Below are 21691 nucleotides of genomic sequence, written 5' to 3' on the forward strand. Positions count from 1 at the left end.
CACGGCCCGTCGATGGCCGCCCCCGGCTACGACCTGTACTACCTCAACGTCCTGGCCGGACCCGCCCCCACGCGGTCCATGGCCTTCTGCGACGACCCCCGGCACGCCTGGGTCCGCTCCTCCTGGGCGGACCAGCCGGTCGATCCGCGGGTCCCCATGACGAAGGCGTCGCGATGAGGCTCGCCATGGCGCAGGCGCTCATGCGCTTCCCGGCCGGCCGACGGACCGGACGCGACCAGCGGCCCTACTTCTGCGGCACGAGTTCCGGTTTCGGCTGGAAGCCCCTGGCCAGCGGCACGATCAGGGCCACCAGGACGGCGGCGGGCACGAACGCCGCCCGCGCGTCCACGGTGTCGTTGACGGTGCCGACCACGGCCGCGCCGACGAGGAAGCCGACGTAGTTGAACACGTTGACGCGCGCGATCGCCGTCTCGGCCCCGGCGCCGAGGCGGCCGGCCGCCGAGAACGACTGCGGCGCGATGATGGACAGGCCGACGCCGATCAGGCCGAACGACAGGACGGCCGAGGTGACTCCGGGGGCGACGACGACGCCGAGCGTGCCCACGGCCGCGATCACCGCGCCCACCCGGACGACCGGTGCCGGGCCGTACCTGCGCACGGCGAAGTCTCCGGGGACCCGTGCGAGGAGCATGGCCGCCTGGTAGACGAGGTAGGCGAAGGGCACCAGCCAGCCGCTCGCCGACAGCGCGCCCTCCATGTAGAGGGTGCTGTAGTTGGAGACCGCCGCGTCGCCGACGTATAGGAACGCCATCGCCAGGCAGAGCGGGATGATCGGCCGCCACGGCACCCTGGCCGCCTGCGCGGCGCGCGCGGTCGCCCGCTCCCCGTCCCGATCGTAGAGACGGGGGAGCATGATCACGGAGATCGCGGCGCCGACCGCCACCGGGACGGAGAACGACCAGCCCAGCCCGGTGCCGAAAGCGCTGAAGACGGAGTTGAAGCCGGCGCCCAGCATCGAGCCGACGCTCCACACGGCGTGGAAGCCGGTGAGCACGCTCATGCCGTAACGGCGTTCGACCGCGACCGCCTGCATGTTCATCGCCGCGTCCACCGCCCCGACGAACAGGCCGAACACCGCGCTGAGCAGGTAGAGCCCGACGAGCGCGGTGTTCCATCCCGAAAGGGCCACGACCGCGCAGACCCCCAGCTGGGAGATCCGCAGGACCGGGCCGCTGCCGTACCTCGCGGCCAGCGGGCCGGCCACGACGCTCCCGGCGCCGGCGATCACCGGGACGAGCAGCAGGACGAGGGTGAGGTCGCCGTCGCTCAGCCCGAACCTGTGCTGCAGGTCGATCACATGGGTGAGCAGGGTCGCGAAACAGAGGCCCTGGACGAAGAAGGCGGCCCAGGTCGCCACCCGTGCTTGTCTGTCGCGTGGGGTCGGCATCACGACCTCCAGAGAACATGAGGGGGGTTCAGGTTCTCGTCAGAGTAGGGGCGCCGTCTCCGGCGGTCAATGGCTGATCACCCGGGCCGCCGCGCCCCGCGTCCGGGGCGGCGTGGCCGGGAGCGGTCCGCGCGTCCGGGGCGGCGTGGCCAGGCGCGGTCCGGGCGTCCCGGCAGGAGTGGTCGGACGTGTCCCACGCGCCCCCGGCCGCGCCCGGCGCTCCGCCGTGATCGCCGCACCGCCGGCTTCCGCCGCCATGTCGGCGGCCTCATCACGTCGCTCCGGCCCGGACAGCGATTATCGTCGAAGGGTGGACAGTTCCCCGCCCCCGTCGATCCGTAACTCCGAGCACCGGCCGCGCCCCGGCGACCTGCGCGCCGGGGACGACGACAGAGCACGGGTGGCCGCCGTGCTGGGCGACGCGCTCGCCGACGGCCGGCTGGACCACGACGAGCACGAGGAGCGGCTCCAGACGCTCTACCGGGCCCGCACGCTGGGCGAGATCGCCGCGCTCACCGCCGACCTGCTCCCGCCCGAGGCGCAGCCGCTGCGGACCGACGTCCGCCCGGTGCTGGCCTTCTTCGGCTCGGACGAGCGCTCGGGCCGCTGGGTGGTGCCCACCCGTTTCTCCGCCACCGCGGTCTGCGCCAACGTCACGCTCGACCTGCGCGAGGCGCTGCTCCAGTCGGGCCACGTGACGCTCCAGGTCACCGTGATGGCCGCGACCCTCACGCTGATCGTCCCGGAGGGCGTCCGGATCGAGATGCCCGCCTCCGCCTTCATGGCGGGCAAGAAGAACCAGGTCCCGCCCTCGCCCGACGGACCGCTCATCGAGATCACCGGGATCGTCACCCTGGGCAACATCGTCGCCAAGTCGCCCAAGCGGCCCCGCCGCTCGTGGTTCCGCCGCTGAGCGGACGGGCCACGAGCGGCGCCGGGCCGGTCAGCTCGCGCTGTCGAAGTTGATCGCGCTGTAGGCGCGCAGCTTCCAGAGCTGGTGCTCGCTCTCGATCTTGCGGATCGTGCCGGAACGGCCGCGCATGACCAGGGAACTGGTGACGGCGCGGCCACCGCGGTAGCGGACGCCCTGCATGAGCTCACCGTCGGTGATCCCGCTGGCCGCGAAGAACACGTCGTCGGAGCGGACCAGGTCGTCGGTGGTCAGCGTGGCGTCCAGGTCGAGGCCGGCGTCCAGCGCCCGGCGGCGCTCGGCGTCGTCCTGCGGCCACAGCCTGCCCTGGATGACGCCGCCCAGGCACTTGAGCGCGCAGGCCGCGATGATGCCCTCGGGGGTGCCGCCGATGCCGAGCATCAGGTCGACGCCGGTGCCCGCGCGGGCGGCCATGATCGCTCCGGCCACGTCGCCGTCGGTGATGAGCTTGATCCGCGCCCCGGCCTCCCGGACCTCCTGAATGATCTTCTCGTGGCGCGGCCGGTCGAGGATGACCACGGTCACGTCCGACGGCTCGCCGCCCTTGGCCCTCGCCACCGCCGAGATGTTGTCGGCCACCGGCGCGTTGATGTCGACCGCCCCGGCGGCCTCGGGACCGGTGACCAGCTTGTCCATGTAGAAGACGGCCGAGGGGTCGTACATCGAGCCGCGCTCGCTGACCGCGATGACCGAGATCCCGTTGGGCATGCCGAGCGCGGTCAGGCGGGTGCCGTCGATCGGGTCCACGGCCACGTCGCACTCGGCGCCGCTGCCGTCCCCGACGTGCTCGCCGTTGTAGAGCATCGGCGCGTTGTCCTTCTCGCCCTCGCCGATCACCACCACGCCGTTCATCGACACCGTGTTGATCAGCTGGCGCATCGCGTTCACCGCGGCGCCGTCGGCGCCGTTCTTGTCGCCGCGCCCGACCCAGCGGGCCGCGGCCATCGCGGCCGCCTCGGTGACCCTGACCAGTTCGAGGGCCAGGTTGCGATCAGGTGCGTGTGCACCCGTGGCGAGCGCGGCAGGTACGGACGTCTGATCGGACATGACGAGGAGCCCCTCTCGTGGATTACTGCATCGATCGTAGTTGCCCCCCTCTTGCCGGGCGGCGGGGGATAATGTGCCCACCATGAGTAGCGACACGGAACGGCTGGTGACAGGCGTGGCTGCACGGACCTCCGAGCGGGGTGCCGCCACGCGCGTCGCGCTCCTCGCGGCCGCCAGGGAGGTCTTCGTCGCGAGCGGTTTCGCGGAGGCCGGTGTCACCGACGTGGTCGCCCGCGCCGGGGCGAGCGTCGGCAGCCTCTACCACCACTTCTCCGGCAAGGCCGATCTCTACCTGACGCTCTTCGACGACTTCCAGACCCGGCAGACCCAGCGGACCAAGCAGGCCGTCCAGGAGGCCCGGACCGGGGGCGAGGCCGACCCGATGCGGCTGTTCATCGCCGGTGCCCGCGCCTACCTGGAGGGCTGCTTCGCCGAGCGCGAGCTCGCCGCGCTGTTCCTGCGCGGTGACGGGCCCCCGGGGTTCGAGGTCATCATGCGCGACCGGCTGCGCCAGTGGGCCAAGCGCAACGCCGCCCTGTTCGAGGGCGACGAGGGCGCGCTGGTCGTGGTCCTCACCGGCGCGCTCGCCGCCGCCGTCTCCGAGGTCGCCCTGTCCGAGGACGAGGAGGCGTCCCGCAACCTCGCCGAGGGCGTGCTCGCCATCGTCGGGCAGATCAGGCGCCCCTGAGACCGGACCGCGCTCCCGAGCGACTAGTCTCGACAGTCGTGGAACGGTTCACTCAGGGTTTCTACGGCTATGCGGTCGCGATGCTGGTCTGCCTCGCCGGCGTCGGCGTGTTCCTGCTGGTCACACCGCAGAGCAGGACCGAGCACATCCCCAAGGTCGACTTCTCGTTCGACGTGGCCAACATGCGCCGCGACGCGCCCTACCAGGTGTGGTCGCCGGACCAGGTGCCCGCCGGCTGGATCCCGACGAGCTCCCGGATGACCAAGGAGAAGGGCGCGGTCACCTGGAGGCTCGGCTTCGCCACCGCCAAGCGCTCCCACGCGATGCTCGCCCAGAGCGACGAGAGGCCCGCGGCCGAGTTCGCCAACCGGCTGGCCAACACCGGCGAGGTCACCGGCAGCGTCCAGATCGGCGGGGTGACCTGGGAGCAGCGCGTCCGCAAGGACAAGGACCAGCGCTCCCTCGTCCGGCTCCTGCCCGACGCCACGGTCGTCGTCACGGGCACCGCCCAGTGGGATGAGCTGTCGGCCCTGGCCGGATCCATCAAGCAGCAGCCGCGGGTGACCTCCTAGGAGCCCGTTCGGGGCCCGGACCATGTCACCCGGGCGACGCGACCCGTCCAGGACGTACGCCGCCGGACAGACCTCAGAAGGGCGCGTCCCCCGCGGGGTCGGGCTGCCGGCGCTGTGCCATGGCGGCGGCGAGCTTCACCCGGGCGCCCTGGAGCCACTCCTCGCACAGCGACGCCAGCCGCTCGCCGCGCTCCCACAGCTCGATCGACTGCTCCAGCGTCAGCCCGCCGGCCTCCAGGCGGCGGACCACCTCGGTCAGCTCCTCGCGTGCCTGCTCATACGACGGTGTCTTCTCATCGGCCACATCCCCACCCTAGAGTCACCCGCCGACACAAGGGACGGATCACGGCCCTGGGACACTGCATGGATGAGCGTTCGTACCGCGACCCCCGAGGACATCCCCGAGCTGGTCCGCCTGCGCGAGGTCCTGGCCGACCGGATGGCCCGGGACGGCAGCTACCCGGTCGACGGCCAGTGGCAGGACGCCTACGCCGACAGCCTCAAGGAGAGGCTGGGCAGCGACGACACGGCCGTCTACGTGGTGGACGCCCCCGAGGGCGGGCTGGCCGCCTGCGGAATGGGTCTCATCTTCGAGCGCCTCCCCGGCCCCGCCCCGGCCAACGGCCGCTGCGGCTACATCCAGGACATGACCACCGACCCCGGCCACCGGCGCCGGGGACACAGCCGGGCCATCATGGCCAAGCTCATGGAGTGGTACCGCGACAGCGAGGTCCGCAGGGTGGACCTGCACGCCACCTCCGACGGCGAGTCGCTCTACCGGCAGTTTGGCTTCGTCGACGACGGCCTGCGCTACCCCTCGCTCACGTGGCTGAATCCCTCCTGACCGACACCCTGTCGTCGGGGAAGCGGATCGTCAGCTCGGCGCCGGGGGCGACGTCGGCCGCCCGCCGTACGACCTCACCCGTGGGGCGCTGCACGATCGCGTAACCGCGCTCCAGGGTGGCGGCGGGGGACAGGGAGACCAGGCGGGCCCGCAGGTGCTCCAGGGAGTCCTGGGCGCGGTCCAGGGAGGCGGTCAGCGAGCGCCTCGCCCGGTCCCTGAGCTGCTCGGCCTGCTCGGCCCTGCGCTCGATCTCACGGACCGGGTCGGCCAGGGCGGGGCGGGAGCGGACCGCGGCCAGCCAGGCCGTCTCACGCTCCAGCCACCCGCCGGCCACCCGCCGGCCCCGGTCGCGGAGCTGGCGGATGAGCGTGAGCTGCTCGCCGACGTCCGGCACGACCTTCTTGGCCGCGTCCGTGGGGGTGGACGCCCGCACGTCGGCGACCAGGTCGAGCAGCGGGTTGTCCTGCTCGTGGCCGATGGCGCTGACCACCGGGGTCCGGCACGCCGCCACCGCCCGCACGAGCGCCTCGTCGGAGAAGGGCAGCAGGTCCTCCATCGACCCGCCGCCCCGCGCGATCACGATGACGTCGACCTCGCCGTCCGCGTCGAACTTCCGCAGAGCCTCGGTGACCTCGGTGACCGCGTACGGGCCCTGCACGGCCACCGGCTCGACCTTGAACCGCACCGCGGGCCAGCGGCGCCGCGAGTTCTCCAGCACGTCGCGCTCGGCAGCCGAGTCACGGCCGCAGATCAGCCCGATCGTGCCCGGCAGGAACGGCAGCCGCCGCTTGCGGTCGACTCCGAAGAGTCCCTCGGCGGCGAGCACCTGGCGCAGCCGCTCCAGCCGGGCCAGCAGCTCGCCGACGCCGACCGGGCGCATCTCCAGGGCGGTGAACGCGAAGGAGCCCTTGTTCACCCAGAAGTCCGGCTTCAGGTGCATGACGACCCGGGCGCCGTCCACCGGCCGGGGGACGGTCGCCTCGTAGACGCCACGGGGGCAGGTGACCCGGGCCGAGACGTTGGCCACGGGGTCACGCAACGTCAGGAACACCGTGCCGCCGCGGGCGGTCAGCTCGGTGATCTGCCCCTCCACCCAGACGGTGCCGAGTTTGCCGATCCAGCCGCCGACCATCTGCAGCACGGTGCGGACCGGGAGCGGCTGTTCCGGGGTGGTCTTCGAGGTCATGGTCGGGAGCCTACGCGCAAGCTGCGGCTATCCGGCCGCCTCCAGCTTGGCCAGCCGGTTCTCGTACATCCGCACGACCTCCGGACGGGCGGTGGTGGCCCGCTCGTAGGCGATGAGCTCCTGGATCTGCTCGGCCGTCTTGCCGCGCATCCGGGCGCGCAGGGACGCGATCGACAGCTGGCCGTAGCCGGGCATCGGCTCGGCGGGGACGGCGACCGCCCCGGGGACCGGCGTGGCCACCGGAGGCTCGGCGACCCTGGTCTCGGTGACCTCGACCAGCGCGGCGTCGGCCGCCTCGGGCTTGACGACCTCGACCTCCGTGACCTCCACTTTCACGGCCGCGGGCTGGGAGACGACGGCCTCCGCGGCCTTGGGCTCCGCGGTCTTGGCCTTGGGCGCGGTGCTCTTGGGCTTGGTGGCCTTGGCCCTGGCGGGCTTGGCCTCGGCGGTCTCGATCTCGGTCTCGACCGGCTCGGCGGCCTTGACCTCTGCGGGCTTGGCCTCGGGGGCGGCCTCGGCGGTGGCGGGCTTGGCCTCGGCTTCGGTGGTCTCGGGCTCGACCGGCTTGGCTTCAGGGGCAGTGACCTTGGCCTCGACCGGCTTGGCTTCAGGGGCAGTGACCTTGGCCTCGGCGGGCTTGGCCTCGGGGGCGGTGGTCTCGGGCTCGACCGGCTTGGCTTCAGGGGCGGTGGCCTCGGCCTCGGCGGGCTTGGCCTCGGCGGGCTTGGCCTCGGGGGCCTTGGGCTTGGCGGGGGCGAAGATGACCGGCTCGGGGCGGGACTTGGCGCCGTTGGTCTCGGGCGTGATCTCCTTGGTGGAGGCGCTCTCCGGGCGGGGGGCGAAGATGACCGGCTCGCGGCGGGCCGGCTTCTCCTCGGTCCTGTCGTCCTTGCCGGACTCGGCGGGCTCGTCGGCGGTCTGCGTGGACTCCTCTTCTTCGTCCTGCTGGCCGATGCGCTTGATCGTGTTCCGCACACGGTCGCCGATCAGCAGGGCCTGGCCGACCCCGCTCAGCGCGGACTGCAGCACGTAGAGCGGCAGGTCCTTCGCCTTCTCCTTGAACCCTTCGCGGCTGGAGAGCGCCTCGCGGACATTTCTGGTGACATTACGGAGGATGTCGGGGACTGCCATGTCGTCTCCCTGGGAGGTCTGTTTTAGGCGTCTAGTCTCGCAAGACTGTGCCGTATGAGGTCATAGGACGCGTGGGCGGCCCAGCGGACACTCCACGTAGCATAAGAACATGACTTCAGAGACCCCCGCGACCCGACGCGTGCTTGTGGCTAGACCCCGTGGCTACTGCGCGGGGGTCGATCGAGCGGTCGAGGCCGTGGAGAAGGCCCTTGAGCAGTACGGCGCGCCGATCTACGTCCGCAAGCAGATCGTCCACAACACCCATGTGGTCAAGACGCTGGAGGAGCGGGGGGCGATCTTCGTCGAGGAGACCGAGCAGGTCCCCGAGGGCGCGATCGTGGTCTTCTCCGCCCACGGGGTCTCTCCGGCGGTCCACCGGGAGGCCGCCCGGCGCAGCCTGAAGACGATCGACGCCACCTGCCCGCTGGTGACCAAGGTGCACAACGAGGCCAGGCGCTTCGCCTCCCAGGACTACGACATCCTGCTCATCGGCCACGAGGGCCACGAGGAGGTCGAGGGCACCGCCGGCGAGGCGCCCGACCACATCCAGCTCGTCGACGGCCTCGACTCGGTCGACGCCGTCCAGGTGAAGGACCCCGACCGGCTGGTGTGGCTGTCGCAGACCACGCTGTCGGTGGACGAGACGGTCGAGACGGTCTCCCGGCTCAAGGAGCGTTTCCCGAACCTCATCGACCCGCCGAGCGACGACATCTGCTACGCCACCCAGAACCGCCAGATCGCGGTGAAGGAGATCGCCGCCCAGGCCCAGCTCGTCATCGTCGTGGGCTCGGAGAACTCCTCCAACTCCAAGCGGCTGGTCGAGGTCGCCCTCGACCACGGAGCCGACGCCTCCTACCTGGTCGACGACGCCTCGCTCATCAAGGACGAGTGGCTCGACGGCGTCACCACGGTCGGCGTGACGAGTGGCGCCTCGGTCCCGGACGAGCTCGTCACCGGAGTCCTGGCCCGCCTCGCCACGCACGGCTTCGACGACGTCGAGGAGGTCGAGTCGGTCAAGGAGAGCGTCCGCTTCGCCCTCCCGCACGAGCTGCGCAAGGACCTGCGCGCCACAGTCTGACCCGCCCTCCCGGTCCGTACGGCGGCGCCGCGTGCCGCCGTACGGGCGTTCTCAGCCTGAGATCCTCCGCCGGTGCACGGTCCCTCGCCGGCCGTGCCGTGCGCCCACAGCGGCCCGGCCCCGCGGCTACTGGCCTTCGCGGGGCGTGCCGTACACCTTGGGCTCGAAGTAGCCTTCGGGCTCGGGGGCGTAGCCGGCGCTGTCGCCGCTCCTCGGGCGGGGAATGTCGGGGCCGGCGGCCCGCAGCTCCTCGCGCAGGTCGCGGACGCACTGGGCCAGGCCGCGCCGCCAGGCCACGACCAGGACCAGGAGCGAGCCACCGAACAGCCACGGGGCGCCGGCCGACAGCTTGGTCAGCATGCCCAGGCCGAACGCCTGGACCGGTGAGGCCGCGCCCAGGGCCCGGACCGCCTCGGCGACCAGCGTGGCCGCGAAGAAGATCAACGGTGGCGACACCACCAGCGAGAGCAGGTCGCGCCGGTTCACCAGCGACACCGCCGCCGCGCAACCGGCCACGAACGCCAGGCCGGTCAGCACCGGCAGGCCGAGCAGCGCCTGCGCGACACTGCCCGCCAGCGTGAACACCAGCACGGACGCCACCGCGCCCCGGGCGGTCAGCCGGATGCCGGCACTCCGCTTCTGCTCACTCACGCGATCACCCCGCCAAGCGGCTGCCCGTCGCCTCGATCGTCCACCAGTCGTCCCCCTCGACCTCGGCCCCTCATCGCCAACCCCCTCCGCTCCGCCTCCAGTGTCCGGCCGACGGCGTCTTCGGGGAACGGCTTTCAGGGCAGGTCGTTCGCCAACTTACCGTTCAGCCGGGAGATGGGAGATGAGCTTGCGCCCTCTTCTTCCAGTAGTTCGGGCGCGGTCAGCGCGCGCGGCAGGTCCTCGACCGTGCCGGGCCTGTCCAGCTCGGTCTCGACCAGCCCCAGGTCGTTCAGCTTGCGCGCGCTCACCAGCACCCGGGTCTCCAGGGAGCCGACCGTCCGGTTGTAGGACTCGACCGCCCTGCTCAGCGACCGTCCCATCGTCTCCATGTTCCGCCCCATGGTGCCCAGCCGTTCGTAGAGCTCCTTGCCGAGCTCGAAGACCGCCCGCGCGTTCTCGCTGAGCGCGGCCTGCTGCCAGGCGTACTGCGCGGTGCGGAGCATGGTGATCAGCGTGGTGGGCGTGGCGATGTGGACCCGCCGCCGCATGGCGTACTCCAGCAGGGCGGGGTCGCGCTCCAGGGCCGGGGCCAGGAACGCCTCGCCGGGGATGAAGAGCACCATGAACTCCGGCGCCGGGCTGAACGCCTGCCAGTAGGCCTTGGACGCGAGCCGGTCCACGTGCTCGCGCACGTGCCGGGCGTGGGAGTCGAGCCGGGCCGACTGGTGGTCGGGGTCGCCGGACTCGGCGGCCTCCAGATAGGCGGCCAGGGAGACCTTGGAGTCGACCACGATGTTCTTGCCGCCGGCCAGCCGTACGATCATGTCCGGCCGGAGCACGCCGTCGGCGGTGGTGGCGCTGGCCTGCTCGTCGAAGTCGCAGTACCGCTGCATCCCGGCGATCTCGGCGACCCTGCGGAGCTGGAGCTCCCCCCACCGGCCCCTGGCCTCCGGGCGCTGCAGGGCGCGCACCAGCGCGGTCGTCTGGACGCGGAGCCGGTCGTTGCTCTCCCGGACCACGTCGATGTGCTTGGCCAGCTCGGCGTGGGCGGCCCGCTGGCCCGACTGGGTGTCGCGCAGCTGCGCCTCGACACGGGCCAGGGTGTCCTTCAACGGCTCGATCAGGTGCTCGACGGCCTGCTTGCGCTGCTCCAGCTCCCCGGCGGCCTCGGCGCGGCCGGCGGCCAGCCGGGTCTCGGCCAGCTCCAGGAACCGCAGGTTGTTGACGTCGAGCGCGCGGGCCGACAGGGCCTGGAACCGCTCGGCCAGCTGCCCTTCGACGTAGGCGACCTTCTCCTCGGCGGCCTTGGCGCGGGCCTCGGCCTCGGCCAGGCGCGTCACGGTGTCCGCCGTTCCCGAGGAGGCACGCGCCCGGCCCAGCAGGAACCCGATCGCGAGTCCCGCGGCGAGTCCCACGGCGAGCTGGAAAGCGAGTGCCATGACATCCACCCCGGAATGATCGCAGGCCCGGCGGCTCCTGGCTGTCCGACACGCCTTCCGGATCGATTCCGGCATTTCGCCCGTGTCATTACATCTCACCCTCCGGGCCCCGCGGACACCGGCGGCCGCGGCCGTCCACCGGCCCGTGACGTGCCTGCGGCGGGTAGCACTGGGTGATTCCCCGTAAACTCGGCTTACGTGAGCCTGAGTATCGGCATCGTCGGATTGCCCAACGTCGGTAAGTCAACGCTTTTCAACGCGCTGACGAAGACCGCCAACGCCCTGGCGGCGAACTATCCGTTCGCCACCATCGAGCCCAACGTGGGCATCGTCGGCGTCCCCGACCCGCGTCTGGAGAAGCTGGCCGAGATATTCGGCTCCGCGAAGCTCCTGCCCGCGAAGGTCGAGTTCGTCGACATCGCCGGACTGGTCCGCGGCGCCTCGGAGGGGCAGGGACGGGGTAACCAGTTCCTCGCCAACATCCGCGAGACCGACGCCATCTGCCAGGTCATCCGGGTCTTCACCGACCCCGACGTGACCCACGTGGACGGTGGCGTCGCCCCCGAGCGCGACATCGAGACGATCAACACCGAGCTGATCCTCGCCGACCTGCAGACGCTGGAGAAGGCGATCCCCCGGCTCCAGAAGGAGTCGAGGACCAACAAGGACCGCAAGGCCACGCTGGAGGCCGCGGAGGCGGCGGTCAAGCTCCTCGACGGCGGCGCCACCCTCTACGCCGGGGCCAAGGGCGCCGGGATCGACGTGGCCGACCTGCGCGAGCTGCACCTGTTGACCGCCAAGCCGTTCCTCTACGTCTTCAACCTCGACGCCGACGAGCTGGTGGACGAGGAGCTGCGGGCCCGGCTGTCGGCGATCGTGGCGCCGGCCGAGGCCGTCTTCCTGGACGCCAAGATCGAGTCCGAGCTCGTCGAGCTCCCCGACGACGAGGCGCTGGAGCTCCTGCAGTCCGTCGGCCAGGAGGAGTCCGGCCTGTCCCAGCTCGCCCGCGTCGGGTTCGAGACCCTCGGCCTGCAGACCTATCTGACCGCCGGTCCCAAGGAGACCCGGGCCTGGACGATCCGCAAGGGCGCCACCGCCCCGGAGGCGGCCGGGGTCATCCACACCGACTTCCAGCGCGGCTTCATCAAGGCGGAGATCGTCTCCTTCGACGAGCTGGTGGAGGCGGGTTCCATCGCCGCCGCCCGCCAGGTGGGCAAGGCCCGCATCGAGGGCAAGGACTACGTGATGCGCGACGGCGACGTCGTGGAGTTCCGCTTCAACGTCTGACGGCTCACGCGTGAGGGAACGGGTCTGGTCCTCTGACCAGGCCCGTTCCTCATATGGTGACACTGTGTGATGCATTCCGAGTTAAATGCGCAGGTCGCGACAGTCTCGGCGCCGTTTGGATAGCAATGCGTGGCCTTTGAGTAATCGGGTTACCCGCCGAGCAGGCATAACGTGCTTTCTTGGCGATGTGCACAGGTGGCGGGTCCGGCCGAGTTCCAGACCGGGTTTGCTCAGTCACGACGATGCCTGCAGCATAGGCGTGGCTTTCCTGGAACAATCGGCGGGGCGGTTAGAGTAAGTGCTTGACCATGGTTAACGGGGTCGGGAGTAATACGACACCGCGCCAACCGGGGGATGGGCGCGAGCGGAGGCAAGATGGCTCGAAGGGCAACGGTCCAGCGTGATCCTCGGATCGCTGGCGACCCTGAGCTGTCGGCATACCCGGAGGATTCCTACGGCCCCGAGTCCGACGGCGCTCCGGCCCGAGGGCGGGGCGCACCGGGCCGGGCCCGCTGGTCCGGCGGAGGCGGCCGCTGGCTGGTGTGGACCGGCCGCGCCGTGCTCTGGGCATTAATAGTGGTCATCGTGGTGAACGGGGTCCGTGCGCCTTTCGAACGCTTCACCCGGCAGAACACAGCAGGTGGGGCGGCCGCCGTTCCGGCGGACACCGAATTTCCGCTCAGCCGGGCCACCTCTTTCGCCAGCCAGTTCGCCGCCGTCTATCTGAATTTCGAGGCCGTCCGCTCGCAGGAAAGGGCCTCCCGGCTCGCGCCTTACCTGCCCGACGGCGCCGAGCCGCAGTTCGGCTGGGACGGGGTCGGCCGGATGGCCGCCGGCGCGGTGCAGCCGTACGGCACGGAGATCGTCGACCGGGAGAACGCGGTCGTGACCCTGGCCTTCCAGTCGGGAAGCCGCCGTCAGCTCCTGTCCGTGCCGGTGTTCCACGACAGCCGGACCGACAGGTTCGTGGTCTCCGGGCGTCCGGGCATCCTTCCCGCGCCGGCCCCGGCGAACCTGCCCCCGGTGCCCGAGGGCGAGGGTGACGAAGCCGCCGAGGCCGAGCTCCGCACGCCCCTGGCCGACTTCTTCAAGGCCTACGCCGCCGGCGACAACGCCTCCCTGCAGCGCTACGCCGCCGCCGGGGTCACCCTGGAGGGGTTCGGCGGCGCGTTCACCCTCGTCGAGCTCAAGGACCTCGCCGTCCCTCTCGTCGGCGGCACGACCCGGGAGGTCACCGCGACGGTCGTGTGGGGTGTGCCCTCGGGTGTGGCCCCCTCGGCCGAGCCCACCCCGTCCGACCCCGGTGACATGAGCGGCAAGCTTGAGCAGGCCTACCTGCTCACCGTGGTCAAGCAGGGCGACAAGTGGTTCGTCAAGGACATCCGAGGCGCGAAACGGTCTGTGGGGTAACACATGATCGAATGGTGCCGGTCCGCAGTGAACAGACCCCCCCTGATCAGTGAATCGGCGGTGGGCGGTTCCGGGCATGCGCGTCGCGGGTCCGTGACCGCCCGGCGAGCACGATCATGAGCACGGAGGACGAGAAGTGATCCTGAAGACCATCCTGCTGAGCGCGATGGACCTCGCCCAGCCGACCGGTGCCCCGGCGGGTGTCAACACCGAGGGACTGGCCGACTTCCTCCGCAAGTTCTTCGCCCCGCTCTTCCTCGTCGTCGTCTCCGTCGTCGCGCTCTTCTTCCTCTTCACCCGTGAGATCACCAGGTTCGTGCAGTTCATCATCCTCGCGGTGGCCATCGGAGTGATCTTCTACGTGCCCAACATCATCGAGGTGACGGCCAAGGCGATCGCGGGCGCGCTGGGCATCACGGGGGGTTGAGATCGCGCGTAGCGGTCAAAGAACGAGGGCGGAGAGGAGGAGCGTGTGGACCTGCCCACGTATACCAATATCTGGCGGATCGAGAAACGGCTCTACAAGCTGTACGACCTACGGCTGCCGATGCCGCTTCCGATTGTCTGGATCGGTGTGTTCGTGGGCGTGGTGGTGCCCTGGTCACTGGTGCTCTACCTGCTGGGCCTGCCCTTCGACGCGCCCTGGCACGTGGTCTACCTCGTGCCGCCCGGCATCGTCACCTGGCTCTCCACCAGGCCGGTGATCGAGAGCAAGAGGCTCACCGAGCTGCTCCAGTCGCAGGTGCGTTACGTGGGTGAGCCGCGCACCTGGTGCCGGATGGCCCCCACCGCCGAGCCCTCGGAGATCAGCCTCACCGGCCGGATCTGGCGGGCCGCGCCCGGGCAGGCCGCACCGGCCCGGGCCAAGGTCTCCCGCAGGGCCCGGCACGCCCAGCCCAAGCGCGCGGCGTCCTCCCGCGAGGTCCGTCCCGCGGTGGCCGCCGCCGCCGCGGCGGCGGCGGCCGCTCCGGTCGCCCGCGAACGCATCGCCTGGGGCGCGCGCACGCCTCGCCGGGGCGCCGCTCCGGCCCTCGGGCAGGCGGTCTCCGCCGAGGCGCCCGTGGCGGCCGCTCCCGCCTCCTCTTCGATGACGCGGGCCGCCTCAGCTCCGGCGGAGCCGGTCGAGCGGGTCTCCCTCGCTCCGCCGCCCGCGGCCGCCGCCGCACTGGTCAAGATCCCGGCCGACCCCGCTCCGGCGGCCCAGGCCGCGCCGCTCTCCCCGCCCGAGCACGCTCCCGCCGATCCGGTCGCGCCGATCGGCACCGAGGCGTTGCGGCGGCTGCGCAGGCTCGCCGCCTCGGCCGAGTCCGAGCGTCCCGCTCCGGCCGGGACCGGCCGGGACGGAGCTCAGGCGGACACCGCCTCCACCGCTCCCGCCGAGCGGCCCGCGGCCGCCCCCAGGGCCGCAAGCCGGCTCCCCGAGCGGCCCACGGCCGCCGAGGAGCCCGCCGAGCGGTCCATGACCGCCGAGGAGGCCGTGGAGCGGTCCGCGGCCCCGGCCGACCCCGCCGGGCGGCCCACGCCGGTCGAGCGGTCCACGCCCGCCGAGGAGGCCGTGGAGCGGTCCGCCGCCTCGGCCGCTCCCACCGGGCCCACGCCCGCCGAGGAGGTCGCCGGGCGGTCCACGACCGCCGATCCCGCCGGGCGGCCCACGCCGGTCGAGCGGCCCGGCCGGCCTGTGCTGCCCGAGCGGCCCACGCCGGTCGAGCGGCCCGCGGCCGCGGCGGGCCCCGCCGAGCATGCTCCCGCCGAGCCGCGGTTCATCGGGCCCGCCCCGGTCCGGCGGCCCGCCGGACCGGAGGTGAAGGCGGGCGACGCGGCGGCGGAGGCCGACAACGGCCTGTGGACCAGGCACCGCAAGGGGCAGCCGGCGCCGATGGGGCAGTCCGCCGAGGCGCCGAGGACATGGCAGCAGGACCGGCCCGCGGGGGCGTCGGCGGGCGTGTCGATCCGGGCGGTCCCGTCCGGGGCCGAGGCCAAGGCCGACCCGGTGGCGCCCGCGGTGCCGGTGCCCAGGCCCACCCATGGCGAGGCCAGGGTGCGCCGGGTGGAGTCGGTCGTCGGCCGCGACTCCTCGGGAGGCTGGCGACGGCTGGCCCAGGTGGTCATCGGGCCCGGCGGCACGGGCCGTACGGACGGATCGGAGATCGACGAGGCACGGACCAGGGCGGTGTTCGCCGGCAGCCGCCGGGTGGTGGTGCTGGGCTGCACCGGCGGCGCCGGGCAGACCACGACCGCCCTCATGCTCGGCCACACCCTCGCCCGATACCGCGAGGACCGGGTGCTCGCGGTCGACGCCAACATCGGCATCCACGCCCTGTCCAGCCGGATCCAGGGAGAGTCGCCCGAGACCCTGACCTCCCTGCTGGCCGGCCTCGACAACGTCCACGGCTATCTGGGCATGCGCGCCTACACCAGCCGCTGCGCCTCCGGCCTCGAAGTCATCGCCGGCGACAGCGACTCCGGCGCCGAGCAGCGGCTCTCCGACCGCACGCTCTTCTCCGACCGGCGGCTCAGCCAGACGATGGACATGCTGGACCGGCACTACAAGCTGATCGTCATGGACCCGGCGGCGGCGCTGGCCGCGCGGGTGCTGCCCTACGCCGACCAGCTCGTCCTGGTCGTGCCGGCCAGCGAGGACGGCCCGGACGCGGTGGCCATGACCTACGAGTGGCTCGACGGCCACGGCTGCGCCGACCTCCGCCGACGCGCGATCATGGTCGTCAACGGGGTGAGCCGCCGCAGCATGGGCGACGTGGAGCAGGCCGAGGCCGTCGCGCGCGGCCGGTGCCGGGCGATCGTGCGGGTGCCCTGGGAGGACGAGCTGGCCCCCGGCCGGTCCGAGCGGGTGGAGCCGTCGCACCTGCGGGCGCCGGGCCGCCGGGCGTATCTCGCGCTGGCCGGCGTCGTGGTGGCGGGTTTCGGAGCGGCGCAGGCGGTCCGACCCAGCGAGGAGGAATTGGCCCAGTGATCCCCCGGGCGCGAGGAGACGTGGTGAACGGGCGTAACGAGGTGGGCACGTGAGCGAGCGTGGCGGGCGAGCCGCCGGTCACAGGGGTCCGGCCACGCGGCCGGTGAAGGAGGTCGTGTGAGCCGCGCCTCGCGGGCACGCAGTCGTCTCGCCGTCCGATATTTCGATGACCGGATCCTGCTGACCGACTCGTCGGTCTGGGCCTACTTCCGGTTGCCGACCGTGAGTTACGAGTTCATCACCCCCGAGGAACGGGAGGCGCTGGTCACCAACATCACGATCGCCCTGGCGGCGATCCGGATGCCGGACGCCGAGGTGCACCTACGGGTGGCGCACCGCACCTACCCGGCGGCCGAGTGGGCCATGGCGCTGAACGCCACCTCCGACGAGGGCCCCGGCTGGCGCGACTACCTCGAGGAGATGTACCGGCACGTCTGGGCGAAGGACTTCTGGAGCAAGGAGGTCTATCTCGGCGTACGGCTCGGCGCGCGCGGCAGGCAGCTCGGCACCGGGGTGCTGTCCCAGCTCTTCGGCCTCTACCAGCGCAGCGAGAAGGTCCTGGGCATCGACGACGACCATGTCCCCAAGGCGGAGATCGCCAAGTGGTCGGAGCAGGCGGAGCGGCTGGGCCGGGCCCTGTCCGCCAGCGCCCTGTACGCCCGGCACGCCACCTCCACCGAGATCGCCTGGCTCTTCCAGCACGCCGCGACCGGCTCGCTCGGCGATCCGCCCGCCTCGGCCAGCCCCAAGCGGCGCTGGGGCCAGGGCGAGATCGAGTCCCTCGTCGAAGGGCAGATCCACAACGGCAGGTCGCTGCTCCGGATCGAGCAGCCCGACGGCGACTCCTACGTCGCGCACCTGTCCTTCGCCCGGTTCCCCGACCTGATGCCCTTCCCCGACGGCGAGCCGTGGATGCACTTCGCCGACCAGCTGCCCTTCCCGGTGGAGATCAGTTCGAGGATGCGGCTGATCTCGCCGGTCAAGGCCAGCAAGGACGTGGCGCGCAAGCTCGCCCACGCCCGTGACATGGACATCCACATCCGGGAGGCGGGCGCCGAGGCGCCGCTGGCGCTGGCCGAGCAGATCGACGCGGCCCGCATGCTGGAGCACGGCATCACCAAGGAGCGCCTGCCCTTCGTGTACGGCTGGCACCGATTGATCGTGGCCGCTCCGACGGAGGAGATCTGCATACAGCGGGTCGAGGCGGTCGTGGAGCACTACCGCGACCTGGGCATCGACATCGTCAACTCCACCGGCGACCAGTTCTCGCTGTTCTGCGAGGCACTGCCGGGCGAGCGGGTCCGGGTCAACGCCTACGCGCAGCGGCAGCCGCTGCGCACCATCGCCGGCGGGATGGCGACCGCCACCGTCGACCTGGGCGACCGGGCGGACGAGGCCAACGCCGGCTGGATGGGCCCCTACGTCGGGGAGACCCTGGGCCGGGCCCGGAGCATCGTGCACTTCGACCCGCTGGTGGCGGCCACGCGCAACCGGCCGACGGCCATCGCGATCACCGGCGAGCCCGGCGGCGGCAAGACCACGCTCGCCCTGCTGATGATCTACCAGATGGCGTTGCGCGGCGTGACGGTCGCGGTCATCGACCCCAAGGGCGACGCCGACTCCCTGGTCCAGCTGCTGCAGCGGCGGGGCCGGAAGGCGCGGGTCATCCCGCTCGGCTCGGCCGCGCCGGGCCTGCTCGACCCGTTCTCCTTCGGCGAGGACATCGCGGCCAAGAAGACGATGGCCAGCGAGACCCTGCGGCTGCTGCTCCCGCGTATGTCGGAGGAGCGCGAGTCGGCGATGATCCAGGCGGTCGCGGCGGTCTCCAACGGTGTGGACCCCTCGCTGGGCAAGGTCGTCGACTTCCTGGAGCAGACCGAGGACGCCGCCTCCAAGAACCTGGGCGCCGTGCTCCGCTCGATGTCGGAGATGCACCTGGCCCGGCTCTGCTTCGACCCCTCGGGAGGCGACCAGATCGACACCGAGGGCTGGACCACGGTCTTCACCCTCGGCGGTCTGACCCTCCCGGACGCCTCCACCGGCCGTGACGACTACTCCTACGAGCAGCGGCTGTCGGTGGCGCTGCTCTACCTGGTCGCCCAGTTCGCCCGGGGCCTGATGAACGGCCTCGACCGGCGGACCCCCAAGGCGATCTTCCTGGACGAGGCCTGGGCCATCACCTCCACGCCGGAGGGCGCCAAGCTGGTGCCCGAGGTCAGCCGGATGGGCCGCTCCCGCAACACCGCCCTGGTGCTGGTCTCGCAGAACGCCGGCGACCTGCTGAACGAGCAGGTGACGAACTGCCTGTCGTCGGTATTCGCCTTCCGCTCGACCGAGCGGGTCGAGGTGGAGCACGTGATGGCGCTGCTCGGGGTGGAGCCCTCGGAGGAGCACAAGGCGATCCTGCGCTCGCTGGGCAACGGCGAGTGCGTCTTCCGGGATCTGGACGGTCGTGCGGGCCGTATAGGGGTGGACCTCATCTCCGACGAGCTGGTGCGGTGGCTCGATACGAATCCGACCCACGACAAACCGGGCGAGAACGTGCATGATCTTTCCGGGGGCGACAGAGTCAGTAGGCCGGGGGCTGCGGCGCTGGAGGTGCGGTCATGAAGGGCTCCCGCAAGGGGCTGAACAACTCCCGCAAGGGACGACTACGCAGGCGGATCGTCATCGCGCTGGTGGCGCTGGCCGCGTTTCTCGCGCTCCCGCTGCTGTCGCCGGCGGGCACGTCCACCGCCGTCGCCGCCGCTCCCTGCGACCTCTCGCCGGACCTGGCTCCCGAGGTCGTCGGCTCGGGCGTGGACGGCCTGCTCAAGCCGCCGGCCCCGGAGACGGCGGGGGCGGGGGCGGCCAGACCGGAGACGCCGGCCGCGCCGGCGCCGACCTCCGCCCCGGCCCCCCAGGGCAACTACGCCACCTACGGCATGAGCGGCCAGTTCTGGCACACCCACCAGCTCGGCTGCGACGACGTCGCGGCGGTGATGGGCAACACGATGGCCAACACGATCTTCTCGTGGGCCAAGGCGCTCGACCGGCTGACCATCACGACCTATCAGGCCGCGGCCACCGAGGGCCCGCTGGAGTCGATCAAGGATGTCGTCGACGACATCGTGATCAGCCTGTCCAACGCGATGTACTGGCCGTACCTGCGGCCGATCGTGATCCTCGGCGCCATCTGGCTGGCCTGGTACGGCCTGATCCGCAAACGCGCGACCACGACCGCCGAGGGCGTCATCTGGATGGTCCTCGCGGTCACCGTCGCGGTCTGGTTCTTCAGCCGCCCCGGCGACTTCACCGGCATGGGCAAGCTGGTCACCGACAAGACCAGTGAGGTCGTCAACTCCGCCTTCTCCGGGCTGCCCGGCGCGGGTGGGACGTCCTGCGTTCCTGCCAAGGGTGACACCAATCCCCAGATGAAGTCCGGTGGTTACGGCCAGACCGGCGTCCCGGGGGTCGAACAGAACGCCGAGGCGCTCTGGTCCACCCTGATCTGCAAGCCGTGGCTGATGGGCGAGTTCGGCACCGCCGACCCGGCGGCGCCCCAGGTGGCGGCATACGCCGCCAAGTTGCTGGACGTCCAGGCCATCGACGAGACCGAGCTGCGGGCGACGCAAATCCCGAACGTCAGCGCCCATCAGGCACGATACGAGGCGGAGGTCGCCGACAAGCTGGAGAACACGCCGATCTTCTTCCTCTTCCAGGGAAAGGATTGGACAAACAGGCTGGGCATCGCGATCGGCGCGCTGCTGGCCGCGATGGTCGCCGGACTGCTGATCTTCCTGGTGGCCGTCTCGCTGCTGGTGCTCAAGGTCGGGTTCCTGCTGCTGCTGATCCTCGCGCCGGTCTTCCTGCTGATCGGCGTGCATCCGGGGTCCGGCCGGATCATCGCGATGCGCTGGGTGGAGATGGTGGTCGGCACCCTGCTCAGGCAGGCGGTGCTGACGCTGGTCCTGGGCGTCCTGGTGTACGGCTACGCCCTGATCATCTCCACGGCGATGCCGTGGGGCATGCAGGTCATGTTCATGGCCCTGCTGACGATCGCGGTCTTCTTCTACCGTCGGCCGTTCCAGCACCTGTTCGCCTCCATGGACGGGCACACGCTCACCACCCGGATGCTGGGCGACGCGGCCTCCGCGCCGACCCTGCAGCGCGCGGCGGGCGTGCTGCCGCCGGTCGCGGCGGCCCGGGTGGGCCGCTGGGGCATGCGCAAGGCGGAGCCCGTGCTGCAGGCGGCCGCGCTCGCCGGCGGCGCCTCGGTCGCGACGGCGGCCGCGGCGGTCGCCCAGGGCAAGGTCCGCGGGGAGGAGGGCGGCTCGGCGGCGAACACGCCCTCCGGCGCCCGGGTCCCGGCCGGCGCGCAGCCCGCGCCGCTGGACACCGACGCCCAGACGGGCACGCGGCGCAAGGCCACCGGCCGGCCGGTCACCGCGGCGCGCGCCGGCGCGGCGCCGCCGCTCAACCTCTCCGGCGGCGCCGCGCCGGGCGGCGCCACCGCGGGCGGCGCCGCCCCGGCCCGTTCCGGCTCCGGGGGCTCCACCCGCGGTGGCGGGGGCGGCTGGTTCAGCGGCCGCTCCGGCGGCTGGGCCCCGCAGGGCGGACCGGCGGGCGGGTCCTCCCCGGCCTCCTCCGGCGGCCGGTCCTCCGCTCCCTCCTCCGGCGGGTCGCCGGCGTCCTCGTCGGGCGGCGGGCGGTCGGGCGGGAGCGTCTTCGGTCCCGGCGGCGGCTCCCGGCGCTGGGACTCCGGCTCGCGCGCTTCGGAGCCGCGCGGCTCGGGATCGCGCAACGGTTCCGGCTCGGGCTCCGCGCCCCGCGGCGGCTCCCGGAGCTCCTCGGGATCCGGCGGCGGCATCTTCGGCGGCTCCCGCGACTCCTCGGGGTCGGGGGGCGGCATCTTCGGCGGATCCGGCAGGTCGGGGAACGGCGGGCGCACGGACAGGTCGTCCGAGGCGCCCCCGCTCTGGCTGCCCAGCCGGTCCGAGCGGGGCGGAGGGACCGATGAGACGGCCGCGCCCTTCTGGCTCCGCGCGTCCAACCCCGACAAGGACTGA

General features: G+C 72.1%; 19 protein-coding genes. 12 read left to right on the forward strand and 7 right to left on the reverse strand.

Features of this window, described 5'->3' with window-relative positions; genetic code table 11:
* On the forward strand, positions 1-177 hold a 177-nt coding region (locus tag ACZ6R6_RS31250), incomplete at its 5' end, for a 5-deoxy-glucuronate isomerase (protein WP_470099591.1).
* A 67-nt stretch (positions 178-244) separates the two neighbouring features.
* On the opposite strand, the gene ACZ6R6_RS31255 is transcribed toward ACZ6R6_RS31250, so the two are convergent.
* A complete protein-coding gene (locus ACZ6R6_RS31255) occupies positions 245-1408 on the reverse strand; it encodes an MFS transporter (RefSeq protein WP_470099384.1) in 1164 nt (387 codons plus the stop codon).
* A 310-nt stretch (positions 1409-1718) separates the two neighbouring features.
* On the opposite strand from ACZ6R6_RS31255, the gene ACZ6R6_RS31260 reads away from it, so the two are divergent.
* Positions 1719-2321 (forward strand): DUF1707 SHOCT-like domain-containing protein, encoded by a 603-nt coding sequence (locus ACZ6R6_RS31260; RefSeq protein WP_470099386.1) that lies wholly within the window; start codon positions 1719-1721, stop codon positions 2319-2321.
* A 30-nt stretch (positions 2322-2351) separates the two neighbouring features.
* Here ACZ6R6_RS31260 and glpX read toward each other — a convergent pair whose 3' ends face one another.
* Positions 2352-3386 (reverse strand): class II fructose-bisphosphatase, encoded by a 1035-nt coding sequence (glpX, locus tag ACZ6R6_RS31265; RefSeq protein WP_306863942.1) that lies wholly within the window; start codon positions 3384-3386, stop codon positions 2352-2354.
* An 82-nt stretch (positions 3387-3468) separates the two neighbouring features.
* On the opposite strand from glpX, the gene ACZ6R6_RS31270 reads away from it, so the two are divergent.
* Both ACZ6R6_RS31270 and ACZ6R6_RS31275 read left to right on the forward strand, forming a co-directional pair.
* Complete coding sequence (locus tag ACZ6R6_RS31270) at positions 3469-4074, forward strand: TetR/AcrR family transcriptional regulator (protein WP_306863946.1); 606 nt, start codon at positions 3469-3471, stop codon at positions 4072-4074.
* A 38-nt stretch (positions 4075-4112) separates the two neighbouring features.
* Complete coding sequence (locus ACZ6R6_RS31275) at positions 4113-4646, forward strand: DUF4245 domain-containing protein (RefSeq protein ID WP_470099389.1); 534 nt, start codon at positions 4113-4115, stop codon at positions 4644-4646.
* Between the two features lie 73 nt (positions 4647-4719).
* Here the strand turns inward: ACZ6R6_RS31275 and ACZ6R6_RS31280 are convergent, their stop codons facing one another.
* Positions 4720-4950, reverse strand: a complete 231-nt coding sequence (locus ACZ6R6_RS31280) for an exodeoxyribonuclease VII small subunit (protein WP_306863952.1) — start codon at positions 4948-4950, stop codon at positions 4720-4722.
* Positions 4951-5013: 63 nt separating this feature from the next.
* Between ACZ6R6_RS31280 and ACZ6R6_RS31285 the strand changes: the two genes are divergently transcribed.
* The gene (locus ACZ6R6_RS31285; protein WP_470099392.1) at positions 5014-5490 is read left to right on the forward strand and encodes a GNAT family N-acetyltransferase; all 477 of its coding nucleotides are present in this window, start codon (positions 5014-5016) and stop codon (positions 5488-5490) included.
* Here ACZ6R6_RS31285 and xseA read toward each other — a convergent pair.
* Positions 5468-6676 carry an exodeoxyribonuclease VII large subunit gene (xseA, locus tag ACZ6R6_RS31290; RefSeq protein WP_470099394.1) on the reverse strand — a complete coding sequence of 403 codons (1209 nt, stop codon included), beginning with the start codon at positions 6674-6676 and terminating at the stop codon, positions 5468-5470. The two genes, ACZ6R6_RS31285 and xseA, sit on opposite strands and share 23 nt — an antisense overlap.
* A 27-nt stretch (positions 6677-6703) precedes the next feature.
* Entirely contained in the window at positions 6704-7807 is a 1104-nt protein-coding gene (locus tag ACZ6R6_RS31295; RefSeq protein WP_470099396.1) for a hypothetical protein, read from the reverse strand.
* A 109-nt stretch (positions 7808-7916) separates the two neighbouring features.
* On the opposite strand from ACZ6R6_RS31295, the gene ACZ6R6_RS31300 reads away from it, so the two are divergent.
* Positions 7917-8885 (forward strand): 4-hydroxy-3-methylbut-2-enyl diphosphate reductase, encoded by a 969-nt coding sequence (locus ACZ6R6_RS31300; protein ID WP_470099397.1) that lies wholly within the window; start codon positions 7917-7919, stop codon positions 8883-8885.
* Positions 8886-9011: 126 nt separating this feature from the next.
* Here ACZ6R6_RS31300 and ACZ6R6_RS31305 read toward each other — a convergent pair whose 3' ends face one another.
* Together ACZ6R6_RS31305 and ACZ6R6_RS31310 are read right to left on the reverse strand one after the other, a co-directional pair.
* Positions 9012-9536, reverse strand: coding sequence for a DUF6542 domain-containing protein (locus tag ACZ6R6_RS31305; RefSeq protein ID WP_470099399.1), 525 nt, complete (start codon positions 9534-9536; stop codon positions 9012-9014).
* A gap of 134 nt (positions 9537-9670) precedes the next feature.
* Positions 9671-10975, reverse strand: a complete 1305-nt coding sequence (locus ACZ6R6_RS31310; protein WP_470099401.1) for a DNA recombination protein RmuC — start codon at positions 10973-10975, stop codon at positions 9671-9673.
* Between the two features lie 198 nt (positions 10976-11173).
* On the opposite strand from ACZ6R6_RS31310, the gene ychF reads away from it, so the two are divergent.
* The 6 genes from ychF to ACZ6R6_RS31340 all read left to right on the forward strand — a co-directional run bounded on the left by ychF (position 11174) and on the right by ACZ6R6_RS31340 (position 21691).
* Positions 11174-12262 carry a redox-regulated ATPase YchF gene (gene ychF / locus ACZ6R6_RS31315; protein WP_470099403.1) on the forward strand — a complete coding sequence of 363 codons (1089 nt, stop codon included), beginning with the start codon at positions 11174-11176 and terminating at the stop codon, positions 12260-12262.
* 375 nt (positions 12263-12637) lie between these two features.
* Positions 12638-13672 carry a conjugal transfer protein gene (locus ACZ6R6_RS31320; RefSeq protein ID WP_470099405.1) on the forward strand — a complete coding sequence of 345 codons (1035 nt, stop codon included), beginning with the start codon at positions 12638-12640 and terminating at the stop codon, positions 13670-13672.
* A 166-nt stretch (positions 13673-13838) separates the two neighbouring features.
* Positions 13839-14099: a hypothetical protein gene (locus ACZ6R6_RS31325; protein ID WP_470099592.1), complete on the forward strand. Its 261-nt coding sequence runs from the start codon at positions 13839-13841 to the stop codon at positions 14097-14099.
* A gap of 45 nt (positions 14100-14144) precedes the next feature.
* Complete coding sequence (locus tag ACZ6R6_RS31330) at positions 14145-16643, forward strand: TcpE family conjugal transfer membrane protein (protein WP_470099407.1); 2499 nt, start codon at positions 14145-14147, stop codon at positions 16641-16643.
* Positions 16644-16760: 117 nt separating this feature from the next.
* A complete protein-coding gene (locus ACZ6R6_RS31335; RefSeq protein WP_470099409.1) occupies positions 16761-19253 on the forward strand; it encodes an ATP-binding protein in 2493 nt (830 codons plus the stop codon).
* A complete protein-coding gene (locus ACZ6R6_RS31340) occupies positions 19250-21691 on the forward strand; it encodes a type IV secretion system protein (RefSeq protein ID WP_470099411.1) in 2442 nt (813 codons plus the stop codon). The genes ACZ6R6_RS31335 and ACZ6R6_RS31340 overlap by 4 nt, the downstream gene beginning before the upstream one ends.

Source organism: Streptosporangium sp. NPDC048886, from assembly GCF_055586905.1.